Annotated in this window: 21 protein-coding genes and 2 pseudogenes; 18 read left to right on the top strand and 5 right to left on the bottom strand. The window is 63.8% G+C overall.

Annotated elements, in window-relative coordinates:
• Nucleotides 1-57: 57 nt before the first annotated feature.
• From gyrB to A9K58_RS19545, 14 genes are all read left to right on the top strand, one after another.
• Nucleotides 58-2,517, top strand: coding sequence for a DNA topoisomerase (ATP-hydrolyzing) subunit B (gene gyrB / locus A9K58_RS15120; RefSeq protein ID WP_065200115.1), 2,460 nt, complete (start codon nucleotides 58-60; stop codon nucleotides 2,515-2,517).
• Between the two features lie 67 nt (nucleotides 2,518-2,584).
• The gene (locus A9K58_RS15115; RefSeq protein WP_065200114.1) at nucleotides 2,585-3,430 is read left to right on the top strand and encodes a CPBP family intramembrane glutamic endopeptidase; all 846 of its coding nucleotides are present in this window, start codon (nucleotides 2,585-2,587) and stop codon (nucleotides 3,428-3,430) included.
• A 71-nt stretch (nucleotides 3,431-3,501) separates the two neighbouring features.
• Nucleotides 3,502-4,308 carry a M48 family metallopeptidase gene (locus A9K58_RS15110; RefSeq protein WP_065200113.1) on the top strand — a complete coding sequence of 269 codons (807 nt, stop codon included), beginning with the start codon at nucleotides 3,502-3,504 and terminating at the stop codon, nucleotides 4,306-4,308.
• Nucleotides 4,309-4,440: 132 nt separating this feature from the next.
• On the top strand, nucleotides 4,441-5,628 hold the full coding sequence (locus tag A9K58_RS15105) for a tetratricopeptide repeat protein (protein WP_065200112.1): 1,188 nt from the start codon (nucleotides 4,441-4,443) through the stop codon (nucleotides 5,626-5,628).
• A 143-nt stretch (nucleotides 5,629-5,771) separates the two neighbouring features.
• A complete protein-coding gene (locus A9K58_RS15100) occupies nucleotides 5,772-6,440 on the top strand; it encodes an energy transducer TonB (protein ID WP_065200111.1) in 669 nt (222 codons plus the stop codon).
• A 91-nt stretch (nucleotides 6,441-6,531) separates the two neighbouring features.
• The gene (gene exbB, locus A9K58_RS15095; RefSeq protein ID WP_065200110.1) at nucleotides 6,532-7,293 is read left to right on the top strand and encodes a TonB-system energizer ExbB; all 762 of its coding nucleotides are present in this window, start codon (nucleotides 6,532-6,534) and stop codon (nucleotides 7,291-7,293) included.
• A 57-nt stretch (nucleotides 7,294-7,350) separates the two neighbouring features.
• Complete coding sequence (locus A9K58_RS15090; RefSeq protein WP_005421196.1) at nucleotides 7,351-7,776, top strand: ExbD/TolR family protein; 426 nt, start codon at nucleotides 7,351-7,353, stop codon at nucleotides 7,774-7,776.
• Between the two features lie 3 nt (nucleotides 7,777-7,779).
• Nucleotides 7,780-8,193, top strand: a complete 414-nt coding sequence (locus tag A9K58_RS15085; protein ID WP_065200109.1) for an ExbD/TolR family protein — start codon at nucleotides 7,780-7,782, stop codon at nucleotides 8,191-8,193.
• Between the two features lie 166 nt (nucleotides 8,194-8,359).
• Entirely contained in the window at nucleotides 8,360-9,820 is a 1,461-nt protein-coding gene (gene cls, locus A9K58_RS15080; RefSeq protein WP_065200154.1) for a cardiolipin synthase, read from the top strand.
• 40 nt (nucleotides 9,821-9,860) lie between these two features.
• Nucleotides 9,861-10,127: a hypothetical protein gene (locus A9K58_RS15075; protein WP_065200108.1), complete on the top strand. Its 267-nt coding sequence runs from the start codon at nucleotides 9,861-9,863 to the stop codon at nucleotides 10,125-10,127.
• A 9-nt stretch (nucleotides 10,128-10,136) separates the two neighbouring features.
• A complete protein-coding gene (locus tag A9K58_RS15070; RefSeq protein ID WP_065200107.1) occupies nucleotides 10,137-10,880 on the top strand; it encodes a pyridoxine 5'-phosphate synthase in 744 nt (247 codons plus the stop codon).
• A gap of 143 nt (nucleotides 10,881-11,023) precedes the next feature.
• Entirely contained in the window at nucleotides 11,024-12,115 is a 1,092-nt protein-coding gene (locus A9K58_RS15065) for a PA0069 family radical SAM protein (protein WP_065200106.1), read from the top strand.
• Nucleotides 12,116-12,203: 88 nt separating this feature from the next.
• Nucleotides 12,204-13,289, top strand: coding sequence for an RHS repeat-associated core domain-containing protein (locus A9K58_RS20090; RefSeq protein ID WP_269194775.1), 1,086 nt, complete (start codon nucleotides 12,204-12,206; stop codon nucleotides 13,287-13,289).
• A 232-nt stretch (nucleotides 13,290-13,521) separates the two neighbouring features.
• On the top strand, nucleotides 13,522-13,893 hold the full coding sequence (locus A9K58_RS19545) for a hypothetical protein (RefSeq protein WP_155760516.1): 372 nt from the start codon (nucleotides 13,522-13,524) through the stop codon (nucleotides 13,891-13,893).
• A gap of 10 nt (nucleotides 13,894-13,903) precedes the next feature.
• Here the strand turns inward: A9K58_RS19545 and A9K58_RS15055 are convergent.
• A pseudogene (locus A9K58_RS15055) lies at nucleotides 13,904-14,140 on the bottom strand (2OG-Fe(II) oxygenase); the annotation flags it as partial.
• A gap of 78 nt (nucleotides 14,141-14,218) precedes the next feature.
• Here A9K58_RS15055 and A9K58_RS19205 point away from each other — a divergent pair.
• Nucleotides 14,219-14,509 (top strand): hypothetical protein, encoded by a 291-nt coding sequence (locus tag A9K58_RS19205; RefSeq protein ID WP_081284088.1) that lies wholly within the window; start codon nucleotides 14,219-14,221, stop codon nucleotides 14,507-14,509.
• Nucleotides 14,506-14,976, top strand: coding sequence for a hypothetical protein (locus tag A9K58_RS15050; RefSeq protein WP_231109328.1), 471 nt, complete (start codon nucleotides 14,506-14,508; stop codon nucleotides 14,974-14,976). The genes A9K58_RS19205 and A9K58_RS15050 overlap by 4 nt, the downstream gene beginning before the upstream one ends.
• 62 nt (nucleotides 14,977-15,038) lie before the next feature.
• On the opposite strand, the pseudogene A9K58_RS19540 reads toward A9K58_RS15050, so the two are convergent.
• Nucleotides 15,039-15,152: pseudogene (locus tag A9K58_RS19540) on the bottom strand (2OG-Fe(II) oxygenase); the annotation flags it as partial.
• Between the two features lie 601 nt (nucleotides 15,153-15,753).
• Between A9K58_RS19540 and A9K58_RS15045 the strand changes: the two are divergent.
• Complete coding sequence (locus A9K58_RS15045) at nucleotides 15,754-15,936, top strand: hypothetical protein (RefSeq protein ID WP_021204611.1); 183 nt, start codon at nucleotides 15,754-15,756, stop codon at nucleotides 15,934-15,936.
• Between the two features lie 62 nt (nucleotides 15,937-15,998).
• Here A9K58_RS15045 and A9K58_RS15040 read toward each other — a convergent pair whose 3' ends face one another.
• The 3 genes from A9K58_RS15040 to A9K58_RS15030 form a co-directional block, all read right to left on the bottom strand.
• Entirely contained in the window at nucleotides 15,999-16,706 is a 708-nt protein-coding gene (locus A9K58_RS15040) for a 2OG-Fe(II) oxygenase (protein ID WP_065200104.1), read from the bottom strand.
• A gap of 108 nt (nucleotides 16,707-16,814) precedes the next feature.
• On the bottom strand, nucleotides 16,815-17,831 hold the full coding sequence (locus A9K58_RS15035; protein WP_065200103.1) for a class 1 fructose-bisphosphatase: 1,017 nt from the start codon (nucleotides 17,829-17,831) through the stop codon (nucleotides 16,815-16,817).
• A gap of 264 nt (nucleotides 17,832-18,095) precedes the next feature.
• On the bottom strand, nucleotides 18,096-19,298 hold the full coding sequence (locus A9K58_RS15030; RefSeq protein WP_065200102.1) for an amino acid aminotransferase: 1,203 nt from the start codon (nucleotides 19,296-19,298) through the stop codon (nucleotides 18,096-18,098).
• A gap of 171 nt (nucleotides 19,299-19,469) precedes the next feature.
• Between A9K58_RS15030 and A9K58_RS15025 the strand changes: the two genes are divergently transcribed.
• Complete coding sequence (locus A9K58_RS15025; RefSeq protein ID WP_065200101.1) at nucleotides 19,470-21,560, top strand: TonB-dependent receptor family protein; 2,091 nt, start codon at nucleotides 19,470-19,472, stop codon at nucleotides 21,558-21,560.
• The last annotated feature ends 17 nt before the right edge of the window (nucleotides 21,561-21,577 follow it).

Raw genomic sequence — 21,577 nt, 5'->3', positions numbered from 1 at the left:
CATTCTCGGCGCGCCGCTCCAAGCGGCGTCCGACCTGCGGAGCCTACGGCAAGCGCAATGAGCGACGAACAGAACACCCCGGCAAACAACGGCAACTACGACGCCAACAGCATTACCGCCCTGGAAGGCCTGGAGGCTGTCCGCAAGCGTCCCGGCATGTACATCGGTGATGTGCATGACGGTACCGGCCTGCACCACATGGTGTTCGAGGTCGTCGACAACTCGATCGACGAAGCACTGGCCGGCCATGCCGACCATGTCGCAGTGACCATCCATGCCGACGGCTCGGTGTCGGTGTCCGACAACGGTCGCGGTATCCCGGTCGGCAAGCACGAGCAGATGAGTGCCAAGCTCGGCCGCGAAGTGTCCGCCGCCGAGGTGGTAATGACGGTCCTGCACGCAGGCGGCAAGTTCGACGACAACAGCTACAAGGTGTCCGGCGGCCTGCATGGTGTCGGTGTCAGCGTGGTCAACGCGCTGTCGCAGAAGCTGCTGGTCGATGTGTTCCAGGGTGGCTTCCACTACCAGCAGGAATTCAGCAACGGCGCTGCGGTCAGTCCGCTGGCTAAGCTGGAGAGCACCACCAAGCGCGGCACCACCGTGCGCTTCTGGCCCTCGACCGTGGCGTTCCATGACAACGTGGAATTCCACTACGACATCCTGGCCCGCCGTCTGCGCGAGTTGTCGTTCCTGAACTCCGGCGTCAAGATCGTCCTCGCCGACGAGCGTGGCGATGGCCGCCGTGATGACTTCCACTATGAAGGCGGCATCCGCAGCTTCGTGGAGCATCTGGCCCAGCTGAAGACCCCGCTGCACCCGAATGTCATCTCCGTCACCGGCGAGCACAACGGCATCGTCGTGGAGGTGGCGCTGCAGTGGACCGACTCCTACCAGGAAACGATGTACTGCTTCACCAACAACATCCCGCAGAAGGACGGCGGTACCCACCTCGCCGGTTTCCGCGGTGCGCTGACCCGCGTGCTCAACAACTACATCGAGCAGAACGGCATCGCCAAGCAGGCCAAGATCAACCTGACCGGCGACGACATGCGCGAAGGCATGATCGCGGTGCTGTCGGTGAAGGTGCCGGACCCGAGCTTCTCCAGCCAGACCAAGGAAAAGCTGGTCAGCTCCGACGTGCGTCCGGCGGTGGAAAACGCCTTCGGTGCGCGCCTGGAAGAGTTCCTGCAGGAAAACCCGAACGAAGCCAAGGCGATCGCCGGCAAGATCGTCGATGCCGCCCGTGCACGTGAAGCTGCCCGCAAGGCCCGCGACCTGACCCGCCGCAAGGGCGCGCTGGATATCGCCGGCCTGCCGGGCAAGCTGGCCGACTGCCAGGAAAAGGATCCGGCGCTTTCCGAACTGTTCATCGTCGAGGGTGACTCAGCAGGTGGCTCGGCCAAGCAGGGCCGCAACCGCAAGAACCAGGCCGTGCTGCCGCTGCGCGGCAAGATCCTCAACGTGGAACGCGCGCGCTTCGACCGCATGCTGTCCTCCGACCAGGTCGGGACGCTGATCACCGCGCTGGGCACGGGCATCGGCCGTGACGAGTACAACCCGGACAAGCTGCGTTACCACAAGATCATCATCATGACCGACGCCGACGTCGACGGCGCCCACATCCGCACCCTGCTGCTGACGTTCTTCTACCGTCAGATGCCGGAGCTGATCGAGCGCGGCTACGTCTACATCGGTCTGCCGCCGCTGTACAAGATCAAGCAGGGCAAGCAGGAGCTGTACCTGAAGGATGACCCGGCGCTGGACAGCTATCTGGCCAGCAGTGCGGTGGAGAACGCCACGCTGGTGCCGGCCACCGGCGAGCCGGGCATCGAGGGCCTGGCGCTGGAAAAGCTGCTGCTGGCCTATGCAGCCGCGCAGGACGCGATCGAACGCAACGCGCATCGCTATGACCGCAATCTGCTCGAGGCGCTCGTCGACTTCGTGCCGATGGACCTGGACAGCCTCCGCAGTGCCGGCGATGGCGAAGGCCTGGACGCATTGGCCAGTCGGCTCAACCAGGGCAGCCTGGGGAGCCCGCGTTTCAGCCTGGAACTGCAGGAAGGCAATGATGAGCGGCCTGCCGCCGTACTGGTGACTCGCCGCCACATGGGAGAGCAGCACATCCAGGTGCTGCCGTTGTCGGCCTTCGAGAGTGGAGAACTGCGCGCGATCCACCAGGCGTCGAAGCTGCTTCATGGCCTCGTCCGCGAGGGCGCGACCATTTCCCGCGGCGCCAAGTCGATCGAGGTCGACAGTTTCGCCAAGGCGCAGAACTGGCTGCTTGAGGAGGCCAAGCGCGGCCGCCAGATCCAGCGCTTCAAGGGCCTGGGCGAAATGAATCCGGAGCAGCTGTGGGATACCACGGTGAATCCGGAGACCCGTCGACTGCTGCAGGTGCGGATCGAAGACGCTGTCGCCGCCGACCAGATCTTCAGCACCCTCATGGGGGATGTCGTCGAGCCGCGTCGCGACTTCATCGAAGACAACGCACTGAAGGTCGCGAACCTGGATATCTGACACAATCGGATCACGGCCGGTGCGCGGGGAGGCGCGCCGGCCTTCGACCCTTGAACGCAGGTATCCGATGTCCGCTTCCGCCCCGGCTTCCGCTCCGCCCCCGGTTCCGCCGCCTTCTGCTGCACAGCGCACCCTTTCGCCACTGGCAGGCTTCTTCATCGACCTGGGCATCGGCGCCGTCACCCTGTTCGGCCTGAGCCTGGTCAGTGGCCTGCTGTGGGGCGTGTACCGCGGCGTGGTGGTCAGTTACGCGAATGCGGAAGCCAATGGCGGCGCAATGGGCGCTACCCCGGTGGCCGCCTCGCTCGGCCAGCCCGGTGCGCTCGCACAGATCCTGATGGCACTGTTTGCCACCGGCGGCGCCGCGTTGCTGCTGTACTTCTGGCGACGACCGGCCAGCGCGGCTGAACGGCATGCCTCGCGACAGGCACTGCGGCGGCCCTCGACCTGGGGTTGGACCCTGCTGGTAGCGACCCTGATCGTGCTTGGCAGCAACGGCATTGCCCTGCTGTCGAAGCAGTTCGGCATCGAGCCGGTGCCGACCAACCTTGCACTCATGCAGAGTGCACTCGCGCGTTTTCCGCTGTTCCTGGTGCTGTTCGCGGTGGCAATGGCGCCGGCCTACGAGGAACTGCTGTTCCGCCGCGTGCTGTTCGGCCGTCTATGGCAGGCGGGCCGGCCCTGGCTGGGCCTGGTGCTGAGCAGCCTGGCCTTCGCCATGATCCATGAAATCCCCGGTACCAGCAGCAATGGGCCGGCCGAGATCGCGCAGCTGTGGTTGGTCTACGGCGGAATGGGCGCGGCGTTCTGCTGGCTGTACCAGCGCACCGGCACCCTGTGGGCAGCGATCACCGCACACGCGCTGAACAACGGCGTGGCGCTTGCCGCACTGGTATTCCTTGGCGCAACGTAAGGCCGTGTCTGCTTGACGAAAGATTAAGCCGCGACGCGACACACTGCGCCTATGAACACGGGGGTGGATCCATGAAGCAACTGCTGCTGGCCTTGTTCCTCACCTTCCTGGTCAGCGCCTGCGCGACCACGACCTCGCCCACCGGCCGCCGCCAGATGGTGGGAGGCGTGTCACAGGCCCAGCTGGACCAGCTGGGTGCACAGGCGTTCGCCGAAACCAAGCAGAAAGAAAAGATCAGCAGCGATGGCCGCCAGAATGGCTACGTGCAATGCGTCGTGAATGCCCTGGTCGCGCAGTTGCCGCCCCAGTACCGTAGCGTACGGTGGGAGACCGCCGTGTTCGTGGACAAGGAGCCGAATGCCTTTGCCCTGCCGGGCGGCAAGGTCGGCGTGAACACCGGCATCTTCACTGTGGCCAGGAACCAGGACCAGCTGGCTGCCGTGATCGGTCATGAAATCGGCCATGTCATCGCCCGCCACCACGAAGAGCGCATCACCCGGCAGATGGGGGCGCAGACCGGGCTGGCGGTGCTTGGTGCACTCGCCGGCGCCGCTTACGGCCAGGGCGCTGCCAATACCGTCAACCAGCTGGGCGGCATGGGCGCGCAGGCCGCCTTCCTGTTGCCGGGCTCGCGAACCCAGGAAAGCGAGGCCGACGTGATCGGCCAGCGGCTGATGGCCGAGGCCGGGTTCAACCCCGCCCAGGCGGTGGATCTCTGGCAGAACATGATGGCGGCCAGCGGCGGCCGCAGTCCGCAATGGCTCTCCACCCACCCTGATCCGGCCAACCGGATCCAGGAGCTGCGGCGCGATGCGCCGGGCCTGGCATCCGTCTACCAGCAGGCACAGGCGGCCGGACGGCGGCCAAAGTGCGGATGAGTGCGCAGTTCTATGCTGTATTGCAGCACATAAAACGATTTCTCACGCCATCTGTTTCTGATACGTTTGGCGGCTCAGATTTTTCTGACAGTCCGACTTTGCCGCTGACCGGCGGTTCGATCGAGGTGAACGATGATTTTCCGTAACCACAAAGCTGTGCTTTCCGTCCTCGTCGCGACCGCCCTGACCGGCGCCGTGGTCACCGATGCCGCCGCGCAGTCCTCGCGTTCCTCCGAGCGTGGCAACCGTGGCGGCAAGCAGGCCAAGGCCGAAGTGCTGTACCCGGAAGCGACCCGCCAGGAGCCGACTGCCAAGGCCTCGGCCAAGATGGGCAGCAAGCTCCAGAAAATGATCGACAGCTACAACAAGGAAAAGTTCCCGGAGACCCGCACCCAGGCCGACGCCATCCTGGCCGATAGTGCCGCGAACGAGTACGACAAGTCGCTGGCCGCGCAGCTGGCCTCGCAGGCGGCCTACCAGACCGACGACGTTCCGGCCGCCATCGCCTACCTGAAGCAGGTCCTGCAGTTCAACGGCCTGGACAACAACGGCCATTACCAGTCGATGCTGATGCTGGGCCAGCTGCAGCTGCAGGAAGACCAGACGGCCGAGGGCCTGGCGACGCTGGACAAGTACTTCGCCGAGAGCAAGTCGACCAAGCCGGAAGAACTGATCGCCAAGGGCCAGGCGCTGTACCAGCTGGAACGCTACCAGGAAGCCATCCCGGTGCTGAAGCAGGCCATCGCGGGTGCTGCCGAACCGAAGGACAACTGGAACCAGCTGCTGATGGCGGCCCTGTCCGAAGCGGGCCAGACCGGTGAAGCCGTCAAGGAAGCCGAAGCACTGGCGACCAGGAACCCGAACGACAAGAAGGCCCAGCTGAACCTGGCCAGCATGTACATGCAGGCCGACCAGATGGACAAGGCTGCTGCGGTGATGGACAAGCTGCGCAGCAGCGGCCAGCTCACTGAAGAGCGCGAGTACAAGCAGCTGTACTCGATCTATGCCAACACCGAACACAAGGAAAAGGACGTCATCGCGGTCATCAACGAGGGGTTGCAGAAGGGCATCCTGAAGCCGGACTACCAGGTCTACCTGGCGCTGGCCCAGTCCTACTACTACTCCGACCAGGTGCCGCAGGCGATCGAGGCGTGGCAGAAGGCTGCCCCGCTGTCCAAGGACGGTGAGACCTTCCTGAACCTGGCACGCGTCCTGCATGCAGAAGGTCGCATCCCGGAGGCCAAGCAGGCCGCCCAGCAGGCGCTGGCGAAGGGTGTGAAGAACCAGGCTGATGCCAAGAAAATCATCAACCTGAAGTAAGTAGGAATAACGCCTGAACGCCTGCTCGATTGATGCGCAGGCGCTCAGGATTGGTATAAGCTTGGAGGTTCCTGCGGTGTCATGCACCGCTGATCAGGGATTCCGCCCCCGGCATCCCGGCCCCACTATTGAGCTCTTGGCGCATGACGGAACAACTAGTCGTTCACCGGTACGAACAACCCGATGAGAAGGGGCTGAGCTGGCCTCGCATCGTTGGCATCGCGTTTGTAATTGCCCTGCATCTGGCCGCCTTCATGATGCTCCTCATCCCTGCCGTGGCTCCCAAGGCCGTGGCCGAGAAGGAGCGTAACGTCATGGTGACCATCGTCGACGCCCCGCCGCCGCCGCCACCGCCGCCGCCGCCGCCGCCGCCGCAGGATACTCCCCCACCGCCGGTGAAGAATCTGTCGCCGCCGAAGCCGTCGCCCGTCCCGCCGCCGCCGCAGGCGCCGGTCGTCGACGTGCCGGAACCGCGCCCGAACGATATCGTCACCCCGCCGGCACCGCCTGCCCCGCCTGCGCCGCCGACCTCGATCGAGGCCAGCGTGGATATCTCGTCGAAGGCCATGAACCCGCCGCGTTACCCGCCGGCAGCCTTCCGCGCCGGCATCCAGGGCGAAGTGATCCTGATCATTGATGTCGATGCCAACGGCAACGTCACCAATGTCACGGTGGAAAAGTCCAGCCGTAACCGCGACCTGGACCGTGCTGCGATGGAAGCGGCTCGCAAGTGGCGCTTCAACGCCGCTGAATCTGGCGGTAAGAAGACGGCAGGCCGCGTTCGCGTCCCGGTCAACTTTGCGCTGAACTGATGCGTCCGGGGGCTGCGGTCCCCACATCGCCCGGTTCGATTGTTTAGCTTAGCTACACCCTTTATCACCACACACAACAAAGGTAAGCGTCATGCTGCAGGAAATTTTCATCGCCGCTGCTGCCGGGGGCAATCCGTCCAACGCCCTGTCGCAGATGGGCTTCGAGCACCTGATCCACGAAATGACCACCAAGCCGGGTGATTTCGCCGTTTCCTGGGTCGTGCTGCTGACCCTGGTGCTGATGTCGGCCATGTCCTGGTACTGGACCGTCATCAACATCTTCCGCGCCACCCGCCTGAAGAGCGCGGCCGACCGCGTCGTCAGCCTGTTCTGGGACACCCCGAACGCGCAGGACGCCATCCGCGCGATGGAAGAGCAGCCGGCTTCCGAGCCGTTCTCGAAGATCGCCCTGGATGCTGCCCAGGCTGCTGCGCACCACCAGCGCGCTGAAGGCGGTGCCACCGGTGGCCTGGGTGAGAACCTGAGCCGTTCGGAGTTCGTCGACCGCGCCCTGCGCCAGGCCGTCACCCGCGAAAGCAACAAGCTGCAGTCGGGCATGACCCTGCTGGCTACCGTCGGCGCGACCGCTCCGTTCGTCGGTCTGCTGGGTACCGTGTGGGGCATCTACGGCGCGCTGATCAAGATCGGTGCCACCGGCTCCGCTTCGATCGACGCCGTTGCCGGCCCGGTGGGTGAAGCGCTGATCATGACCGCGATCGGTCTGTTCGTCGCGATCCCGGCCGTGTTCGCCTTCAACTTCTTCAGCAAGGTCAACAGCGCGACCATCAGCAAGTTCGACACCTTCGCGCACGACCTGCACGACTTCTTCGCCACCGGTTCGCGCGTCCGCTAATTGCGGCGCGCGTCATCCAGACGAAGCAGTAGTCACCAAGATTAGACGGAGCCCGTTATGGCTTTCAGTAGTGGTAACAGCGGCGGCCCCATGGCCGACATCAACGTCACGCCCCTCGTGGACGTGATGCTGGTGCTGCTGATCATCTTCATCATCACGGCGCCCCTGATGTCCCACAAGGTCAAGGTGGATCTGCCGGAAGCCAACCTGATCCAGAAGCCGGAAGATGCTGAAAAGCGTCCGAACCCGATCACGCTGGCAGTCAAGGAAGACGGCTCGATCTACTGGAACGACGAAGAAATCAACAAGCAGACTCTCGAGTCGCGCTTGGCGACCGCCGCCCAGCAGACCCCGCAGCCGCCATTGAACCTGCGTGGTGACCGCACCACCAAGATGCGCGTCATCAACGACCTGACCAAGGTTGCGCAGGAACAGGGCATGCTGGACGTCGGCTTCGTCGCGACCAAAGAAAAGGGGCAATAAGCCATGGCATTCAGTAGTGGTGGTGGCAAGGGCCCCATGGCAGACATCAACGTCACGCCCCTCGTGGACGTGATGCTGGTTCTGCTGATCATCTTCATCGTGACCGCGCCGATCATGACGTACCCGATCGCCGTGGACCTGCCGCAGCGCGTGCTCAACCCACCGCCGCAGCTGGTCGAACCGCCGCCGCCGATCGAACTGAAGATCGACGCCAGCAACCAGGTCTCGTGGAACAACAGCCCGATCAGCACGCACGAACTGCAGCAGCGGATGGAACAGGAGGTCCAGCGTGACCCGACCAACCAGCCGGAACTGCGCATCGATGCGAGCCCGGATTCGGAGTACGACGTGATGGCCAAGGTGCTGGCTGCCGCGAAGAACGCTCAGATGAAGAAGATCGGTTTTGTGCAGCAGTAATCGCAATACCGCAACACTCCAGTCATGACGCGACTGCAGACGCCCCTGGAAACAGGGGCGTTTTTTTTTGTTCTCGTCGTGGCGCACCGGTTGGGGTCTCAGATCCCTTTTCCTGCGGAAAAGGGATCTGACCCCATCAAGTGGCATGCGCCGCTATGATCGGCGCATGCTCGCCCTCTTCGATTCCCTGCGCCACTGGCTCGATGGCATCGCCCACCTCGGCACGATCCTCGCGGTCGCCTATCTGTTGTACCTGTTGGCGCTGACCGGCTGGATCATCCTGCAGAAGCGCGAACCGGTGGCCACGCTGAGCTGGATCCTGTCGTTGGCGCTGCTGCCCTACCTGGGACTCTTCATCTATTACCTGCTGGGCCCGCAGAAGGTGAAACGCCAGCGGCTGCGGCGTGGCCGTGCACGCTCAGGCATGGAGCACTACAGCGACGTCTGCCCGCCCGACGCGGACTGCACCGAACTGGCCAAGGTCGCCCAGGCCACGACCGGACTGGCGCCGAGCAGTGCCACCGAAGTCACCTGGCTGGTGGATGGCGCGGCCACCTACGCCGCGCTGCTCGATGCCATCGCCCAGGCGCGCGACCATGTCCACCTGGAGTACTACATCTTCAATTCCGATCACGCAGGCACGGCGCTGCGTGATGCGCTGGTCGAGCGCGCGCGTGTCGGCGTGCAGGTCCGGCTGTTGCTGGATGCCGTGGGATCGTCTGCATTGCCGCGCCGCTTCCTGCAACCCCTGCTCGAGGCCGGCGGCGAAGCCATCTGGTTCCATCCGCGGCAGTTGCTGAAACCCTTCAAGCGACCGTGGTTGAACCTGCGGACCCACCGCAAGCTGGTCATCGTCGATGGACGCGTGGCCTTCACCGGTGGCATCAACATCACCGATGAGGAGGACGAACGCCGCCGGGCCGATGCCTACCGCGACCTGCACATGCGCATCCGCGGCCACGTGGTGCGCAGCCTGCAGCTGGTCTTCGCCGAAGACTGGCTGTACGCCAGTGGGCAGGACCCCTCGCGGCTGCAGGTGGCACGGCTGTGGCCGGCCGACATGCCCCTGCGCGGTGATGGCCCGATCAACGCGCAGGTGCTGGTGTCGGGCCCGGATTCGGGCTGGGAAACCATCCACCGCGTGCATGTGGCGGCAATCCAGGAGGCGCGCGAGCGGGTCTGGCTGGTCACTCCCTACTTCGTACCGGGCGAAGCGGCGCGGATGGCCCTGACCTCGGCTGCGCTCGGCGGGCTGGACGTGCGCCTACTCGTCCCCAAGATGAGTGACTCCTGGTTCGTCACCCAGGCGGCCCGCTCGTACTTCGATGAGCTGCTGCACGCCGGAGTGAAGATCTACGAGTATGGCCCGCGCATGCTGCATACCAAGGCATTCATTGCCGATGAGGATGTCTGCATTGTCGGCAGCGCCAACTTCGATCACCGCAGCTTCCGCCTGAACTTCGAACTGTCGATGATGATCAGCGACCGTGACCGGGTTGCCGCGCTGGCCGAACTGCTGCAGGGCGAATTCGACCGTTCCACGCGGGTACACGACCAGGCCGGCCGCTCGCTGTGGCTGCACCGCCTGCCGGAGGCCTTCGCCCGCCTGGCCTCGCCGCTGCTCTGACGCAGCGCTACACTGCGGCGACATTCCGGGGAGCCTGACTATGTATTGGCTATATCTGCTGCCGGCGCTGGGCTGCTTCGCCGTTGCGCTCAAGACCCCGAGCCCGGGGCTGATGGCCCTGGGCCTGCTGGGGGCCCTGGTCTTCCTGCTGGCCTGGGTCCGCGGCCGCTACGTGGCGCGCTTCGGGGACCTGCAGCGGGATCCTTCGACCCTGGTCGATGCCGAGGAGCTGCGGCGCCTGCGCGAACAGGCCGAGGCCCGTCGTGGCGAAGCCGCCGACCAGGGTCCCTCCTCCCTTTCCAGGTAGTTTCGTTCGATGACCCAGCTCAGCGTCAACGTCAACAAGATCGCCGTCTTGCGCAATTCGCGCGGCGGTACCGAACCGGACGTGGTGCGCGCAGCCCAGGCCTGCCTGGACGCCGGCGCGCATGGCATCACGGTGCACCCGCGCCCAGACCGCCGCCATATCACTGCCGAGGACGTGCTGGCCCTGTCCCGGCTGACCCGCGCGCGGGGCGTTGAATTCAACATCGAAGGCAACCCTTTCGCGCCACCGCGCGAAGGTTACCCGGGCCTGCTGCCACTGTGCGCACAGACGCGTCCGGCGCAAGCCACCCTGGTGCCCGACAGTGATGGCCAGATCACTTCCGACCATGGATTCGACTTCGAGCGCGACGGCGAACGGCTGCGCCCGCTGGTCGCCGAGCTGAAGGCGATGGGCTGCCGGGTCAGCCTGTTTGTCGATGCCGGCAATCCACTGCTGGAGCAGGCCGCCGAGGTGGGTGCCGACCGCGTCGAGCTGTACACCGGCCCCTACGCCGAAGCGTACGGCGCCGGCAATGCCGAGGCGATGCTGGCGCTGTTCGCCACCGCGGCGCGGCGGGCGCAGGCGGTGGGCTTGGGCGTCAACGCCGGCCACGACCTGTCGCAGGACAACCTGCGCGATTTCCTGGCCCACGTGCCGGACGTGCTGGAGGTGTCGATCGGCCATGCGCTGATCGGCGAGGCGCTGTATGACGGGTTGGACGCCACGGTGCGGGGGTACCTGGCGCTGCTCTGACCCAGGGGTGCAGCCGAGCATGGGCTCGGCTCTGCAGTGATACGGGTGCCCTGTAGAGCCGAGCCCACGCTCGGCTCAGCCTCGCCTGAACCCTTCAGGAGGCCGTCGCAGCCATTGAGACGGCTGCGGCGTAATCTGCCGCAATGGGTATCGCGATCAAGGGCAGAGGTTCCACGTCCCACCTTGCCGGGCGCTTTGAGAGCACCGTCAGCGAGGCGGTGGACGACGGCTGGGCGGCCGACGAGAGCGAAGAATTCCTCGCCCCGCGCCTGCGCACCGAAGTACGCGCTGAAACCGCGCGCACCATCATCACCCGCAACAATTCACCGGACGTGGGATTCAGCCAGTCGGTGAATCCGTATCGCGGTTGCGAGCATGGATGTTCCTACTGCTTCGCGCGCCCCTCGCACGCCTATCTGAACCTGTCGCCGGGCCTGGACTTCGAAACCAAGCTGTTCGCCAAGACCAATGCGCCGCAGTTGCTGCGCAAGGAACTGTCGAAACCGGGCTACGTGCCGCAGCCGATCGCCCTGGGCATCAACACCGACGCGTACCAGCCGATCGAACGCAAGTTCAAACTCACCCGCCAGCTGATCGAGGTGATGCTGGAAACCAAGCATCCGTTCTCGCTGATCACCAAGAACGCGCTGGTCGAGCGCGATATCGATCTGCTTGCACCGTTGGCCGCGGAGAACCTGGTCAGCGTGCATTTCTCGGTGACTTCGCTGGACCCGCATCTTTCCGCAAAGCTGGAACCGCGCGCATCCGCACCGCATGCACGGCTGCGCGCGATGAAGCGGCTGCATGAAGCCGGCATTCCAGTCGGGGTGATGGTGGCGCCGGTGATTCCATGGATCAACGACAGCGAGCTGGAAGCCGTGCTGGAGGCCGCACACGACGCAGGTGCGAGCACCGCAGGCTACGTGCTGCTGCGCCTGCCACTGGAAGTGGCGCCGCTGTTCCGCGACTGGCTCGATACGCACCATCCCGATCGCGCCGCGCATGTGATGAGCACCATCCAGCAGCTGCGCGGCGGCAAGGACTACGACAGCCAGTTCGGCACACGCATGCGCGGCCAGGGCGTGTATGCCGATCTGTTGAACAACCGCTTCAAGCTGGCGCGCAAGCGGTTAGGCTTCAACGCGCAGAACAGCCATTGGCCGAAGCTGGACTGCAGCCGGTTCGAGAAGCCGTTGCCGCCGAAGAAGGATTCGCCGCAGGGTTCGCTCTTCTGAGGTGCCTACAACAGCCGGCGAATGCACTCACGGTTTCGTCGCGGTGTGCTGTGCCTGATTAAGGGGCAATGCATGAAAAGCGTTACGTGTGTCCATTGCATCGATGCATCATGCCGGCGGCAATCACGACCGCTATCAGGCAGGAAATCAGCTGACCCAGTACAGCATCGACCCGGGGAGCAACCGGGTGCTGAACTACACCAACCAGGACGGCAACCGTCAGTACCAGTACGACGCATTGGGAAATCGCATCAGCGAAACCGCCGGCAGCCGGATCAGCACCTTCGAGTACGACGCCTTCAATCGCATGAGCCGCAGCAACATCGGAGGCGCAGCGACCGACTACGTGTTGAATGCGCAGGGGCAGCGCGTTGCGAAGATCAATCAGAACACCAATAGTCGCTACTTCTACGCCGGTCAGAACCAGCTCATGACCGAACTGAACAATGGCGTGTGGACCAACTACTTCTGGTTCGAAGGCGAACTGGTGGGGCTGGCCCGCAGCGGGCAGCACAATTACGTGCATACCGATCATTTGGGACGCCCTGAGTTCGTCACCAGCCCAAGCCAGCAGACCGTCTGGAAGGCGTACAACTACGCCTATGGACGCAGTGTCCAGAAGGATGAGATTGGCGGGTTGAACACTGGCTTCCCGGGCCAGTACTACGACGCGGAAAGCGGCCTCTGGTACAACGGCTTCCGCGACTATGACGCGAGCATTGGCCGGTATGTGCAGAGTGATCCAATTGGCTTGGCGGGGGGATTGAATACCTACGCGTACGTCTCGGGGAATCCAATAAACTTCATTGATCCACTAGGTTTGACTCAGGAAGACATTGATCGCCTATACGCACTCGCGAAGGCAACGGAAACGGATCTTGATTTCCCTGCACGTGATCCATTTGTAAGGGATATGGGAAATGTGGCCGGGCAGTACAATCACGTAACCAGAAGGCTCTACTTAGACAAGCAGTATCTTGAGGTCCTTTCTGATGCTCAGAAGAGAGAGCTATATGACACCATCGTCCATGAAGTTCTCCATCGCAATAGAGGCGTGCTCTCGGGCAATGGAGATAAGTACACTGGGCGCCACAAGGAAATCTACGATGAGGCTGCGCGGAGAACGAGCCGAAATGCCGCCAGGATCAAGCTTGCTACGGAGAGCTGCGAATAATTTCCTAACGGTGACAGCCTGTGCATTTCTGTTTTCCATTCCCAGCGGCGATGCGGCTGCAGCACAGAGTGTTCGATTCTTCGTCGATAAGGCGGCGATGAATGCTACGGATTGTTTGCAGGTCGATAGTCGGCGTCTTCTTTTCGATTGCCATCAGATCGTCCCTGGCGACCGCAAGGTGTTCGGAATCAGAACATTCTATTCCTCGTGGAGGAGAGATAGATCGAGTTTCATGAAGCTCACTGTCGAGTTGCCCGACGGACTTAAATCTGGCGATTCCTACAAAATAGCGGATGGCACAGCCAAGGCGTTCCGTAGCACCGGGCCCAGCGCGTTCGCGGGCAAGAATGGATGCTATGGCGCTGCATCGTCGGGAACGATTACGATCGTATCGTCCAGTCCGGGCCGCGTTGATATTCAGGTCGACGCTCTCTTTGATCAGAAGAGCCCGTTGGAATGGCGGGGAGAGTGTGACATTCCTGCTCGTGTTTCTGAGAGATTTAGAACAACGGAACTGGACATTGGGCAACTTGATGCCTGGACGGGCAAAGCCGACCCGGACGCCTCACCGTTTGATCAGGCCCACCCAGTGAGAGGGAAGTAGCGGTCTGTTGTTACATGTACTGCTGCACCGCATTACTCCCCAACAACTTCTGCGCACTCTGGAACAGGATCCAGCTGGTGGCGATGAACTTGTCGCCGCCCTGCGGCCAGTATCCACGCTGGGTGTGGGTGAACGCGATCAGGGCGATCAACAAACTGGCTGTGCGAAGTACAATCTTCCGCCCCTGGAACAGGAGCTGGGTCTCGCCTTCGTCAAAGTCGTCGTTGAGGTACAGTGTCCACAAGAGGAGCGTTCAGCACCATGGATGCAGAACAGCTCCGCCTGCCGGGTCGAGTCGACGCTTCCGGATCCTTGAGCGCATGAAATGAAGTTCATCTACTGGCTCAGCATCGCGTTCCTTTGGATGTTCCCATTGAACTTTCTTCTACTGACGGCGGCTAAATTGCTGTCAGCGGATCTGCGAGGCAGCGAAGAGCTGGTCGGCCTCGGCACTGCCGTATTTGGTGGGGCAGCGGGAGGGATCCTGTATCGACGTCGTCCTCGCAAGCGCCCCGGTCCGTCGAGCATCAATGATCCGGTGCTCGGTGCAAAGACGACTGAAGCCTTGCGGGATTCAAGTAGCGGCGAACAACGGCAGTCGGGGAATGGGCCATGAAAATGCTACCGCTGCGCCATCTGCTCCTGTGCGCTGTCATTGCGGCCCTGATAGGCGGTACCTATCTTTCAATGTTCGGATCCATCGGAGGTGGCGATTGGACCGGAAAGCCAACAGAAGCAGAACTGCGCGCTGCTACCGAGACCTTTGAACTCCCTTCAGGGGTCCTTCCCACGAACGTTAAGTTCTTGCCGAAGGTCACGTTCTTGGGGGCCGTTTTCGACATCGAACTCGAATCTGATCCAGAGCAGATCGCTGCTTTCTTCATCAAACAAGCCGCAGAGAAACGGTGGCGACTGCAGAAAGACAAGCGGCAGCGCCATTACCGATTGATGGTCTTCTGCGAGGATCGCCTGGCGCGCTCGGTAGAGCTGACGACAAGAGGCAGCACGGTGAAGCTCTATGGAGGAACCTACTGGGACTCGGACAGGGGCGGCGACTACTACTGCTCTCCTGACGCCCGGTAATCCACCGACGGCATAACGAACTTGCCTGGATATCGGCTCCAATCGGGAGGGGCGCGATGCCCTCACCCTCCCCCAAACAACTTCTGTGCACTCTGGAATAGGATCCAGCTGGTCGCGATGAACTTGTCTCCACCCTGCGGCCTGTTGCCACGATGGGTATGCGTAAACGCTGTCGTCTCCAACTGGACGACCATTCGCGGTGGATTCAAAGGCCTGAGGAACGTAATGCGAGGTAAAGCGACTCTCCAAGGAGCTTATGACGCCGCAAAAGCCGGGAAAGAAATGATAGATAGCCAATCGTCCAGCACCGATCCATGCGATTGCAATTGGGATAATGATGAAGATTCTACTTTGGGCGCCTGTAGTTGTATTTTCTTTGCTGTCATTGAGAGCAATGGTTTTTGTCGTCTATCAAGGGCTGAATGGCTCTCCCTTTGAAGAAGAGGAAATCATTGTCGCCGGGATCGGATTGGTTTGCGGCTGGATCGCTTGGGTTATGTACAAGACCCTGATCAGATCATGGAGGAAACCGAAGCTCTAGCTTGGGCTGAAGATTGTGAGCCAGCCAGTCGATGGATGAACTTTGCGAGCAGCCCGTTGCACTGGGCATGCTCCTAAGCATGCGACCCAAAAGGCCCAGCAGGTGGTGGAGAAGATGTCCAACCATGCTTATCGGCTCAGTGTCCGCACTGTCGCATGCGCATGAAATCGCCAGGTCATCAACGAAAGTAGCGGTGGACCTGCGTCTCCTTGTTACTGTGGTGGGAAATAGATGAAATGAAGATTATCTACTGGCTTGGCATCGCGTTCCTGTGGATGCTTCCATTGAACGTCCTGTTGCTGACGGCCGGCAAGCTGATGTCGGGTGGCAGGCTTGGAGAAGAAGAGCTCGTTGGCTTCGGTGTGGCAGTGTTCGGTGTAGCGGCGGGCACGATTCTCTATCGCCGTCGCCCACGGTAGAGGTTGCTCGACTGAAAGTGGAACGAAGTCGAGCAAGCGATATCGTCGAGCATGCTCGACGTTCATCCCCCAAACAACTTCTGCGCACTCTGGAACAGGATCCAACTCGTCGCGATGAACTTGTCCCCACCCTGCGGGCGATTGCCACGATGGGTATGAGTGAACGCCGTCGGCGCAATCAGCAGGCTGCCGGTGCGCGGTGCAATCTTCCGCTCCTGGAACAGGAACTCGGTCTCGCCCTCTTCGAACTCGTCGTTGAGATACAGCGTCCACAGCACATGCCGGTGCAGGGTCTCGGCCTGCGGGTCCTTCGGGTACAGCTCGCAGTGCCAGTACGGGTAACCGCCCTCGCCAGCCGCATACCACTGCAGGTTGATCGCACCCGGTCGCAGGCAGGTACGAGCCAGGTCGGCCAGCTGCTGCGGCGGCATGTCAGGGAAGTCCTCGGCAGACAAGCGTCGCGGTTGCCCGTTGCTGTCCTGGATCTGCAACATCAGCGGCGCGATCAATGCTTGTGGATAACGGCGTAGATAAGTCAGCAGGCCGTTGAACACCGCGTGCTGCAGCTGATGGTCCACATCCCGCCAGCCGTCCAGGCCGCTGATGCGCAGGTCCTTGCTGTGCTTGAGTTCCGGGAATACGCCGCTGCCTACCGCGCCTGGCTGCAGCCCCTGTGCGGCGCGCATGCGCTCGACGATCGCAGCGCAGACCTCGCTGGGGACCGCGTTGTGGATGACTTCGATGAAATCGACCGGGCCCTGCTCGTGCATGCATGCATTCCTTCGGCGGCAACGGCCTGATGGTGCCGGTTGCCGCCTCCGGTGTCACCCCACGGTCATGTCATCGATCCGCCATGACCGCTGTCGGGCGATCAGCCCTCAGGCCTGCGCGGCGTCGTGCGCGTGGTGGTAGCGCACGGCTTCGGCTACTTCCTCGCGCGAGCCGAGGAACACCGGCACGCGCTGGTGCAGGTGGTCGGGCTGGATGTCGAGGATGCGCTCACGGCCCGTCGAGGCGGCACCGCCGGCCTGTTCGACCAGCAGGCCCATCGGGTTGGCCTCGTACATCAGGCGCAGCTTGCCGGCCTTGGACGGATCCTTCTTGTCCCACGGGTAGATGAAGATGCCGCCGCGGGTCAGGATGCGATGCACGTCGGCCACCATGCTGGCGATCCAGCGCATGTTGAAGTTCTTGCCGCGCGCGCCTTCCTTGCCTGCCAGCAGATCGCTGACGTAGGCCTGCATCGGCGCTTCCCAGTGGCGCTGGTTGGACATGTTGATGGCGAATTCCTGGGTGGCTGCCGGAATCTGCATGTTCCCGGTGGTCAGCACGAACTCGCCCTTCTCGCGATCCAGGGTAAAGGCGTGGGTGCCGTGGCCGACGGTCAGCACCAGCTGGGTGCTGGGCCCGTAGATGCAGTAGCCGGCGGCGATCTGCTTGCTGCCCGGCTGCAGGAAGGCGTCATCGCCCGGCAGTTCGACGTTGGCCGGGCAGCGCAGCACCGAGAAGATGGTGCCGACAGAGACGTTGACGTCGATGTTGGAGCTGCCATCGAGCGGATCGAACAGCAGCAGGAAATCGCCGCGCGGGTAGATGTCCGGCACCGGCTGGCTGTGGTCCATTTCCTCCGAGGCGCAGGCGGCGAGATGGCCACCCCAGGCATTGGCTTCGAGCAGGATCTCGTTGCTGATCACGTCCAGCTTCTTCTGTGCCTCACCCTGCACGTTGCCGGTACCGGCGTCGCCGAGCACGCCACCGAGGGCGCCCTTGCTGACGGCGATGGAGATGCTGGTGCAGGCGCGGGCGACCACGGCGATCAGCTGGCGCAGGTCGGCATTGATGCGGCCGGCGTGCTGTTCCTGGATCAGGAAACGGGTCAACGAGGTACGGGACATGGGCGGGCAGGTCTCGGCAGCGGGAAAACGCCTATTGTCGCTGGTCTGGCGGGCGCGTGCGTGAGCACGGGGAGAGGTAATCGTTTCCAGATGCGTTGCGCCGCAGAAGCGGGGTGCTTGCCTTCTGTAGAGCCGAGCCCGCGCTCGGCTGCTCTTCGTCCTTCATGCCGCACAAGCCGAGCGTAGGCTCGGCTCTACAGACCAGGGCCCCAAAAACAAAGGCGCCTTTCGGCGCCCTTGTCTTCAAACCACTGGAGCGTTGTTTCAGCCCTTGGCGACGGTGGCCACGGCCTTGGCGACGTATTCCAGGTTGTTCTGGTTCAGCGCGGCCACGCAGATGCGGCCGGTGCCGACGGCGTAGATGCCGAACTCGTCGCGCAGGCGCTCGACCTGCCCACGGCTCAGGCCGGAGTACGAGAACATGCCGGCCTGCTCGTTGATGAAACCGAACTGCGGCGCGCCGGCGGCGGCCAGCTTCTCGACCAGGCCCTGGCGCAGTGCATGGATGCGCTCGCGCATCTCCGTCAGTTCCTGCTCCCACATCGCGCGCAGTTCCGGGTGGGTCAGCACGCCGGCTACCAGCGCCGCACCGTGGGTGGACGGGCTGGAGTAGATGGTGCGGATCACGCGCTTGACCTGCGACTGCACCGCCTTGGCGTCAGCGGCGGTCGGCGCCACCATCGACAGCGCACCCACGCGCTCGCCATACAGCGAGAACGACTTGGAGTACGAGTTGGCGACGATGAAGCTGTCGATGCCGGCTTCGGCGATGATGCGCACCGCAGCGCCGTCCTGCTCGATGCCCTTGTCGAAGCCCTGGTAGGCCATGTCGATGAAGGGGAACAGCTGCTTGTCCTTCAGCAGTTGTGCGACCTGCTTCCACTGGGTGACCGTGAGGTCGGCACCGGTGGGGTTGTGGCAGCAGGCATGCAGCAGCACCACGGTGCCGGCTTCCAGCTTGCCCAGGTCGGCCAGCATGCCGTCGAAATCGACGCCATGGGTGCTCGGGTCGAAGTAGGTGTAATCCAGCACGTCGAAACCGGCGGCGCTGAACACCGCACGGTGGTTTTCCCAGCTCGGGTTGCTCAGCGCAACGGTGGCGTGCGGCAGCAGCTTCTTCAACACATCGGCGCCGACGCGCAGCGCACCGCTGCCACCGACGGTCTGCGCGGTGGTGACGCGGCCGGCAGCCAGCAGCGGCGAATCCTTGCCGAACACCAGTTCGCGCGTGGCCTGCGTGTATGCGGGCAGGCCGTCGATCGGCAGGTAGCCGCGTGGTTTGGCCTCGGCGGCGAGCTGCTGCTCGATCTGCTTGACGGCGCGCAGCAGCGGAATGCGGCCGCTCTCGTCGTAGTAGATGCCCACACCCAGGTTGACCTTGGTTGGGCGGCTGTCGGCGTTGTACGCCTCGGTCAGGCCCAGGATCGGGTCACCTGGGACCAGTTCCACGTTTGCAAAGAAGGACACGGCGGTACTCGTTCGGTAGACGGAAAGGGGGAGGAATTGCGCGACGCAGCTTGCGGCACCTGGGCCGAAGCCGACCCATCGTAACAAAGCCTGCCGGCACTGGCCGCCGCCATCGTCACCCGGGTGTCCGTACCATGGCGTGCGTTGCCGCCCGATCCATCAACCTGAATCATGAATCCCGTCGCACGCCGCCGCTGCCTGCCGTTGTCCGCCCTGCTGCTGTCGCCCTGGGCGGCCGTGGCCGAGCCCGCACCGACCGTCCTGCCCAGCGTGCAGGTACAGGCTGCGCGGGTGCCGGGCATCGACCCGTTCGCGCTGCCGGCCAGCCAGGACACGGTCTGGATCGACGCCAGCCGCGCCGGCGCCGGCGTGCAGCTGTCCGAGGCGTTGGCCGGGGTCCCGGGCCTGGTCGCGCGCGACCGCCAGAACTTCGCGCAGGACACCCAGCTGTCGATCCGTGGCTTTGGTGCGCGCTCGACCTTCGGTGTGCGTGGGGTGCGGGTGTTGATCGACGGAGTACCGGCGACCATGCCCGACGGACAGGGCCAGCTGTCGCATGCCAGCCTGCTCGGCGCCGAACGCATCGACGTGCTGCGCGGGCCGTTCTCGGCGCTGTATGGCAATTCCTCTGGAGGCGTGCTGCAGGTATGGAGCGCACAGGGACAGGCCGGCGACCCGTGGCGACTGCGGCTCAATGCCGGTGCCGACAACTCGCTCAGCGTCGGCGCGCAATTGCAGGGTGCCGGTCACGGGCTGGACTACAACATCGCCGCCAACCACTTCCGCACCGATGGCTGGCGCGACCACAGCCGTGCGCGCCGTGAGTCGCTCAACGCACGCATTGGTGGTGAGCTGGGCGGTGGGCGGCTGGAACTGCTGCTCAATGCGCTGGATGCCCCTGACGCGCAGGACCCGCTGGGCCTGAGCCGTGCCCAGGTCGCGGCTGATCCGCGCCAGGCTACCGCCGTGGCGTACCAGTACAACACCCGTAAATCGGTGCGCCAGCAGCAGGCCGGCCTGCGCTGGACCCGTGAAACCGGGGCGCAGCGCTGGCAGTTGATGGGCTATGCCGGCCAGCGCGCGGTGCACCAGTACCTGCCGATTCCGCCGACGGCGCAGGCCAATCCGCTGCATGCCGGTGGAATGATCGATCTGGAGGGCGGCTACGGCGGCCTGGACGCGCGCTGGGGCTGGCACGGCGACCTCGCCGGTCGACCGCTGGATCTGGTGGCCGGGCTCAGCGCAGACCGCCAGCGCCAGCACCGCACCGGCTACGAGAACTTCGTTGGCCGTGCGTTGGGCGTGCGTGGCCGCCTGCGCCGTGACCAGATCGATACCGTGCAGAACGTGGACCAGTTCGCCCAAGCCTGGTGGCAATGGAGCACACGCTGGTCGTTGCTGGCCGGCGTGCGCCACAGCGCGGTGCGTTTCGCGTCCGATGACCGCTACATCGTCGGCGCCAATCCCGATGACAGTGGCCGCCGCCGCTACCAGGCGACCACCCCGGTGGCCGGGATCAGCTTCGAGGCCAGCCCGCAGTGGCGCCTGCATGCCGCCGTGGGCCGCGGCTTCGAGACGCCCACCTTCAACGAGCTGGGTTATCGCGCCGATGGCCAGGCGGGATTGGCCTTGGATCTGGCGGCGGCGCGCAGCCGCAGCCTGGAGGTGGGCAGCAAGTGGCATGCACAGGACGGAACCCAGCTCGATATCAGCCTGTTCCGTGCAGATACGAGCGACGAGCTGGCAGTTGCCAGCAACATCGGCGGACGCAGCACCTATCGCAACATCGGCCGCACGCGCCGCCAGGGTGTGGAACTTCAGTACCGCCAGCCGTTGGCCGAACAGCTGGAACTACAACTGGCCTGGACCTGGCTGCAGGCCCAGGTGCGTGCGCCGTACCTGACCTCGAACACCTGGGTTGCCGCCGGCAGTCGCCTGCCCGGCGTGCCGCGCCAGCAGGCCTTCGCCCGGCTGCAGTGGACCCCCTCCGACTGGCAGTGGGCACTGGAGGCCTCGGCAAGCAGCGATACCGTGGTCAACGACCTGGCAACCGAACGCGCGCCGGGCTACGCGTTACTGAACCTGGAAGCCGGCCGTCGCTGGACGCTGCCCGGTGGCGAGCTGCGCGCCTTCGCCCGGCTGGAGAACGTGCTGGACCAGGCCTACATCGGTTCGGTGATCGTCAACGACGGCAATGGCCGTTTCTACGAACCCGGCCCGGGGCGACGGCTGAACGCCGGCCTGCAGTGGTCCTGGCACTGATGCCGCTCAACGCCGGG

The organism is Stenotrophomonas maltophilia (genome assembly GCF_001676385.1).
GTDB lineage: Bacteria > Pseudomonadota > Gammaproteobacteria > Xanthomonadales > Xanthomonadaceae > Stenotrophomonas > Stenotrophomonas maltophilia_J.
Note: the sequence above shows the minus strand (reverse complement) of the source record. Positions and strands in the feature narration are given on the sequence as shown.

What these genes read in the sequence shown, in the direction of transcription:
- A9K58_RS15105 (WP_065200112.1), top strand. Translation starts at nt 4,441, where the DNA reads ATGATTTTCCGTAACCACAAAGCTGTGCTTTCCGTCCTCGTCGCGACC.
- A9K58_RS15045 (WP_021204611.1), top strand. Translation starts at nt 15,754, where the DNA reads ATGAAGATTATCTACTGGCTTGGCATCGCGTTCCTGTGGATGCTTCCA.
- A9K58_RS15085 (WP_065200109.1), top strand. Translation starts at nt 7,780, where the DNA reads ATGGCATTCAGTAGTGGTGGTGGCAAGGGCCCCATGGCAGACATCAAC.
- A9K58_RS15050 (WP_231109328.1), top strand. Translation starts at nt 14,506, where the DNA reads ATGAAAATGCTACCGCTGCGCCATCTGCTCCTGTGCGCTGTCATTGCG.
- A9K58_RS15115 (WP_065200114.1), top strand. Translation starts at nt 2,585, where the DNA reads ATGTCCGCTTCCGCCCCGGCTTCCGCTCCGCCCCCGGTTCCGCCGCCT.
- A9K58_RS19205 (WP_081284088.1), top strand. Translation starts at nt 14,219, where the DNA reads ATGAAGTTCATCTACTGGCTCAGCATCGCGTTCCTTTGGATGTTCCCA.
- gyrB (WP_065200115.1), top strand. Translation starts at nt 58, where the DNA reads ATGAGCGACGAACAGAACACCCCGGCAAACAACGGCAACTACGACGCC.
- A9K58_RS15100 (WP_065200111.1), top strand. Translation starts at nt 5,772, where the DNA reads ATGACGGAACAACTAGTCGTTCACCGGTACGAACAACCCGATGAGAAG.
- A9K58_RS15040 (WP_065200104.1), bottom strand. Translation starts at nt 16,706, where the DNA reads ATGCACGAGCAGGGCCCGGTCGATTTCATCGAAGTCATCCACAACGCG.
- A9K58_RS15070 (WP_065200107.1), top strand. Translation starts at nt 10,137, where the DNA reads ATGACCCAGCTCAGCGTCAACGTCAACAAGATCGCCGTCTTGCGCAAT.
- A9K58_RS15075 (WP_065200108.1), top strand. Translation starts at nt 9,861, where the DNA reads ATGTATTGGCTATATCTGCTGCCGGCGCTGGGCTGCTTCGCCGTTGCG.
- A9K58_RS15035 (WP_065200103.1), bottom strand. Translation starts at nt 17,831, where the DNA reads ATGTCCCGTACCTCGTTGACCCGTTTCCTGATCCAGGAACAGCACGCC.
- A9K58_RS15090 (WP_005421196.1), top strand. Translation starts at nt 7,351, where the DNA reads ATGGCTTTCAGTAGTGGTAACAGCGGCGGCCCCATGGCCGACATCAAC.
- A9K58_RS19545 (WP_155760516.1), top strand. Translation starts at nt 13,522, where the DNA reads ATGAAGCTCACTGTCGAGTTGCCCGACGGACTTAAATCTGGCGATTCC.
- A9K58_RS15110 (WP_065200113.1), top strand. Translation starts at nt 3,502, where the DNA reads ATGAAGCAACTGCTGCTGGCCTTGTTCCTCACCTTCCTGGTCAGCGCC.
- exbB (WP_065200110.1), top strand. Translation starts at nt 6,532, where the DNA reads ATGCTGCAGGAAATTTTCATCGCCGCTGCTGCCGGGGGCAATCCGTCC.
- A9K58_RS15025 (WP_065200101.1), top strand. Translation starts at nt 19,470, where the DNA reads ATGAATCCCGTCGCACGCCGCCGCTGCCTGCCGTTGTCCGCCCTGCTG.
- cls (WP_065200154.1), top strand. Translation starts at nt 8,360, where the DNA reads ATGCTCGCCCTCTTCGATTCCCTGCGCCACTGGCTCGATGGCATCGCC.
- A9K58_RS15065 (WP_065200106.1), top strand. Translation starts at nt 11,024, where the DNA reads ATGGGTATCGCGATCAAGGGCAGAGGTTCCACGTCCCACCTTGCCGGG.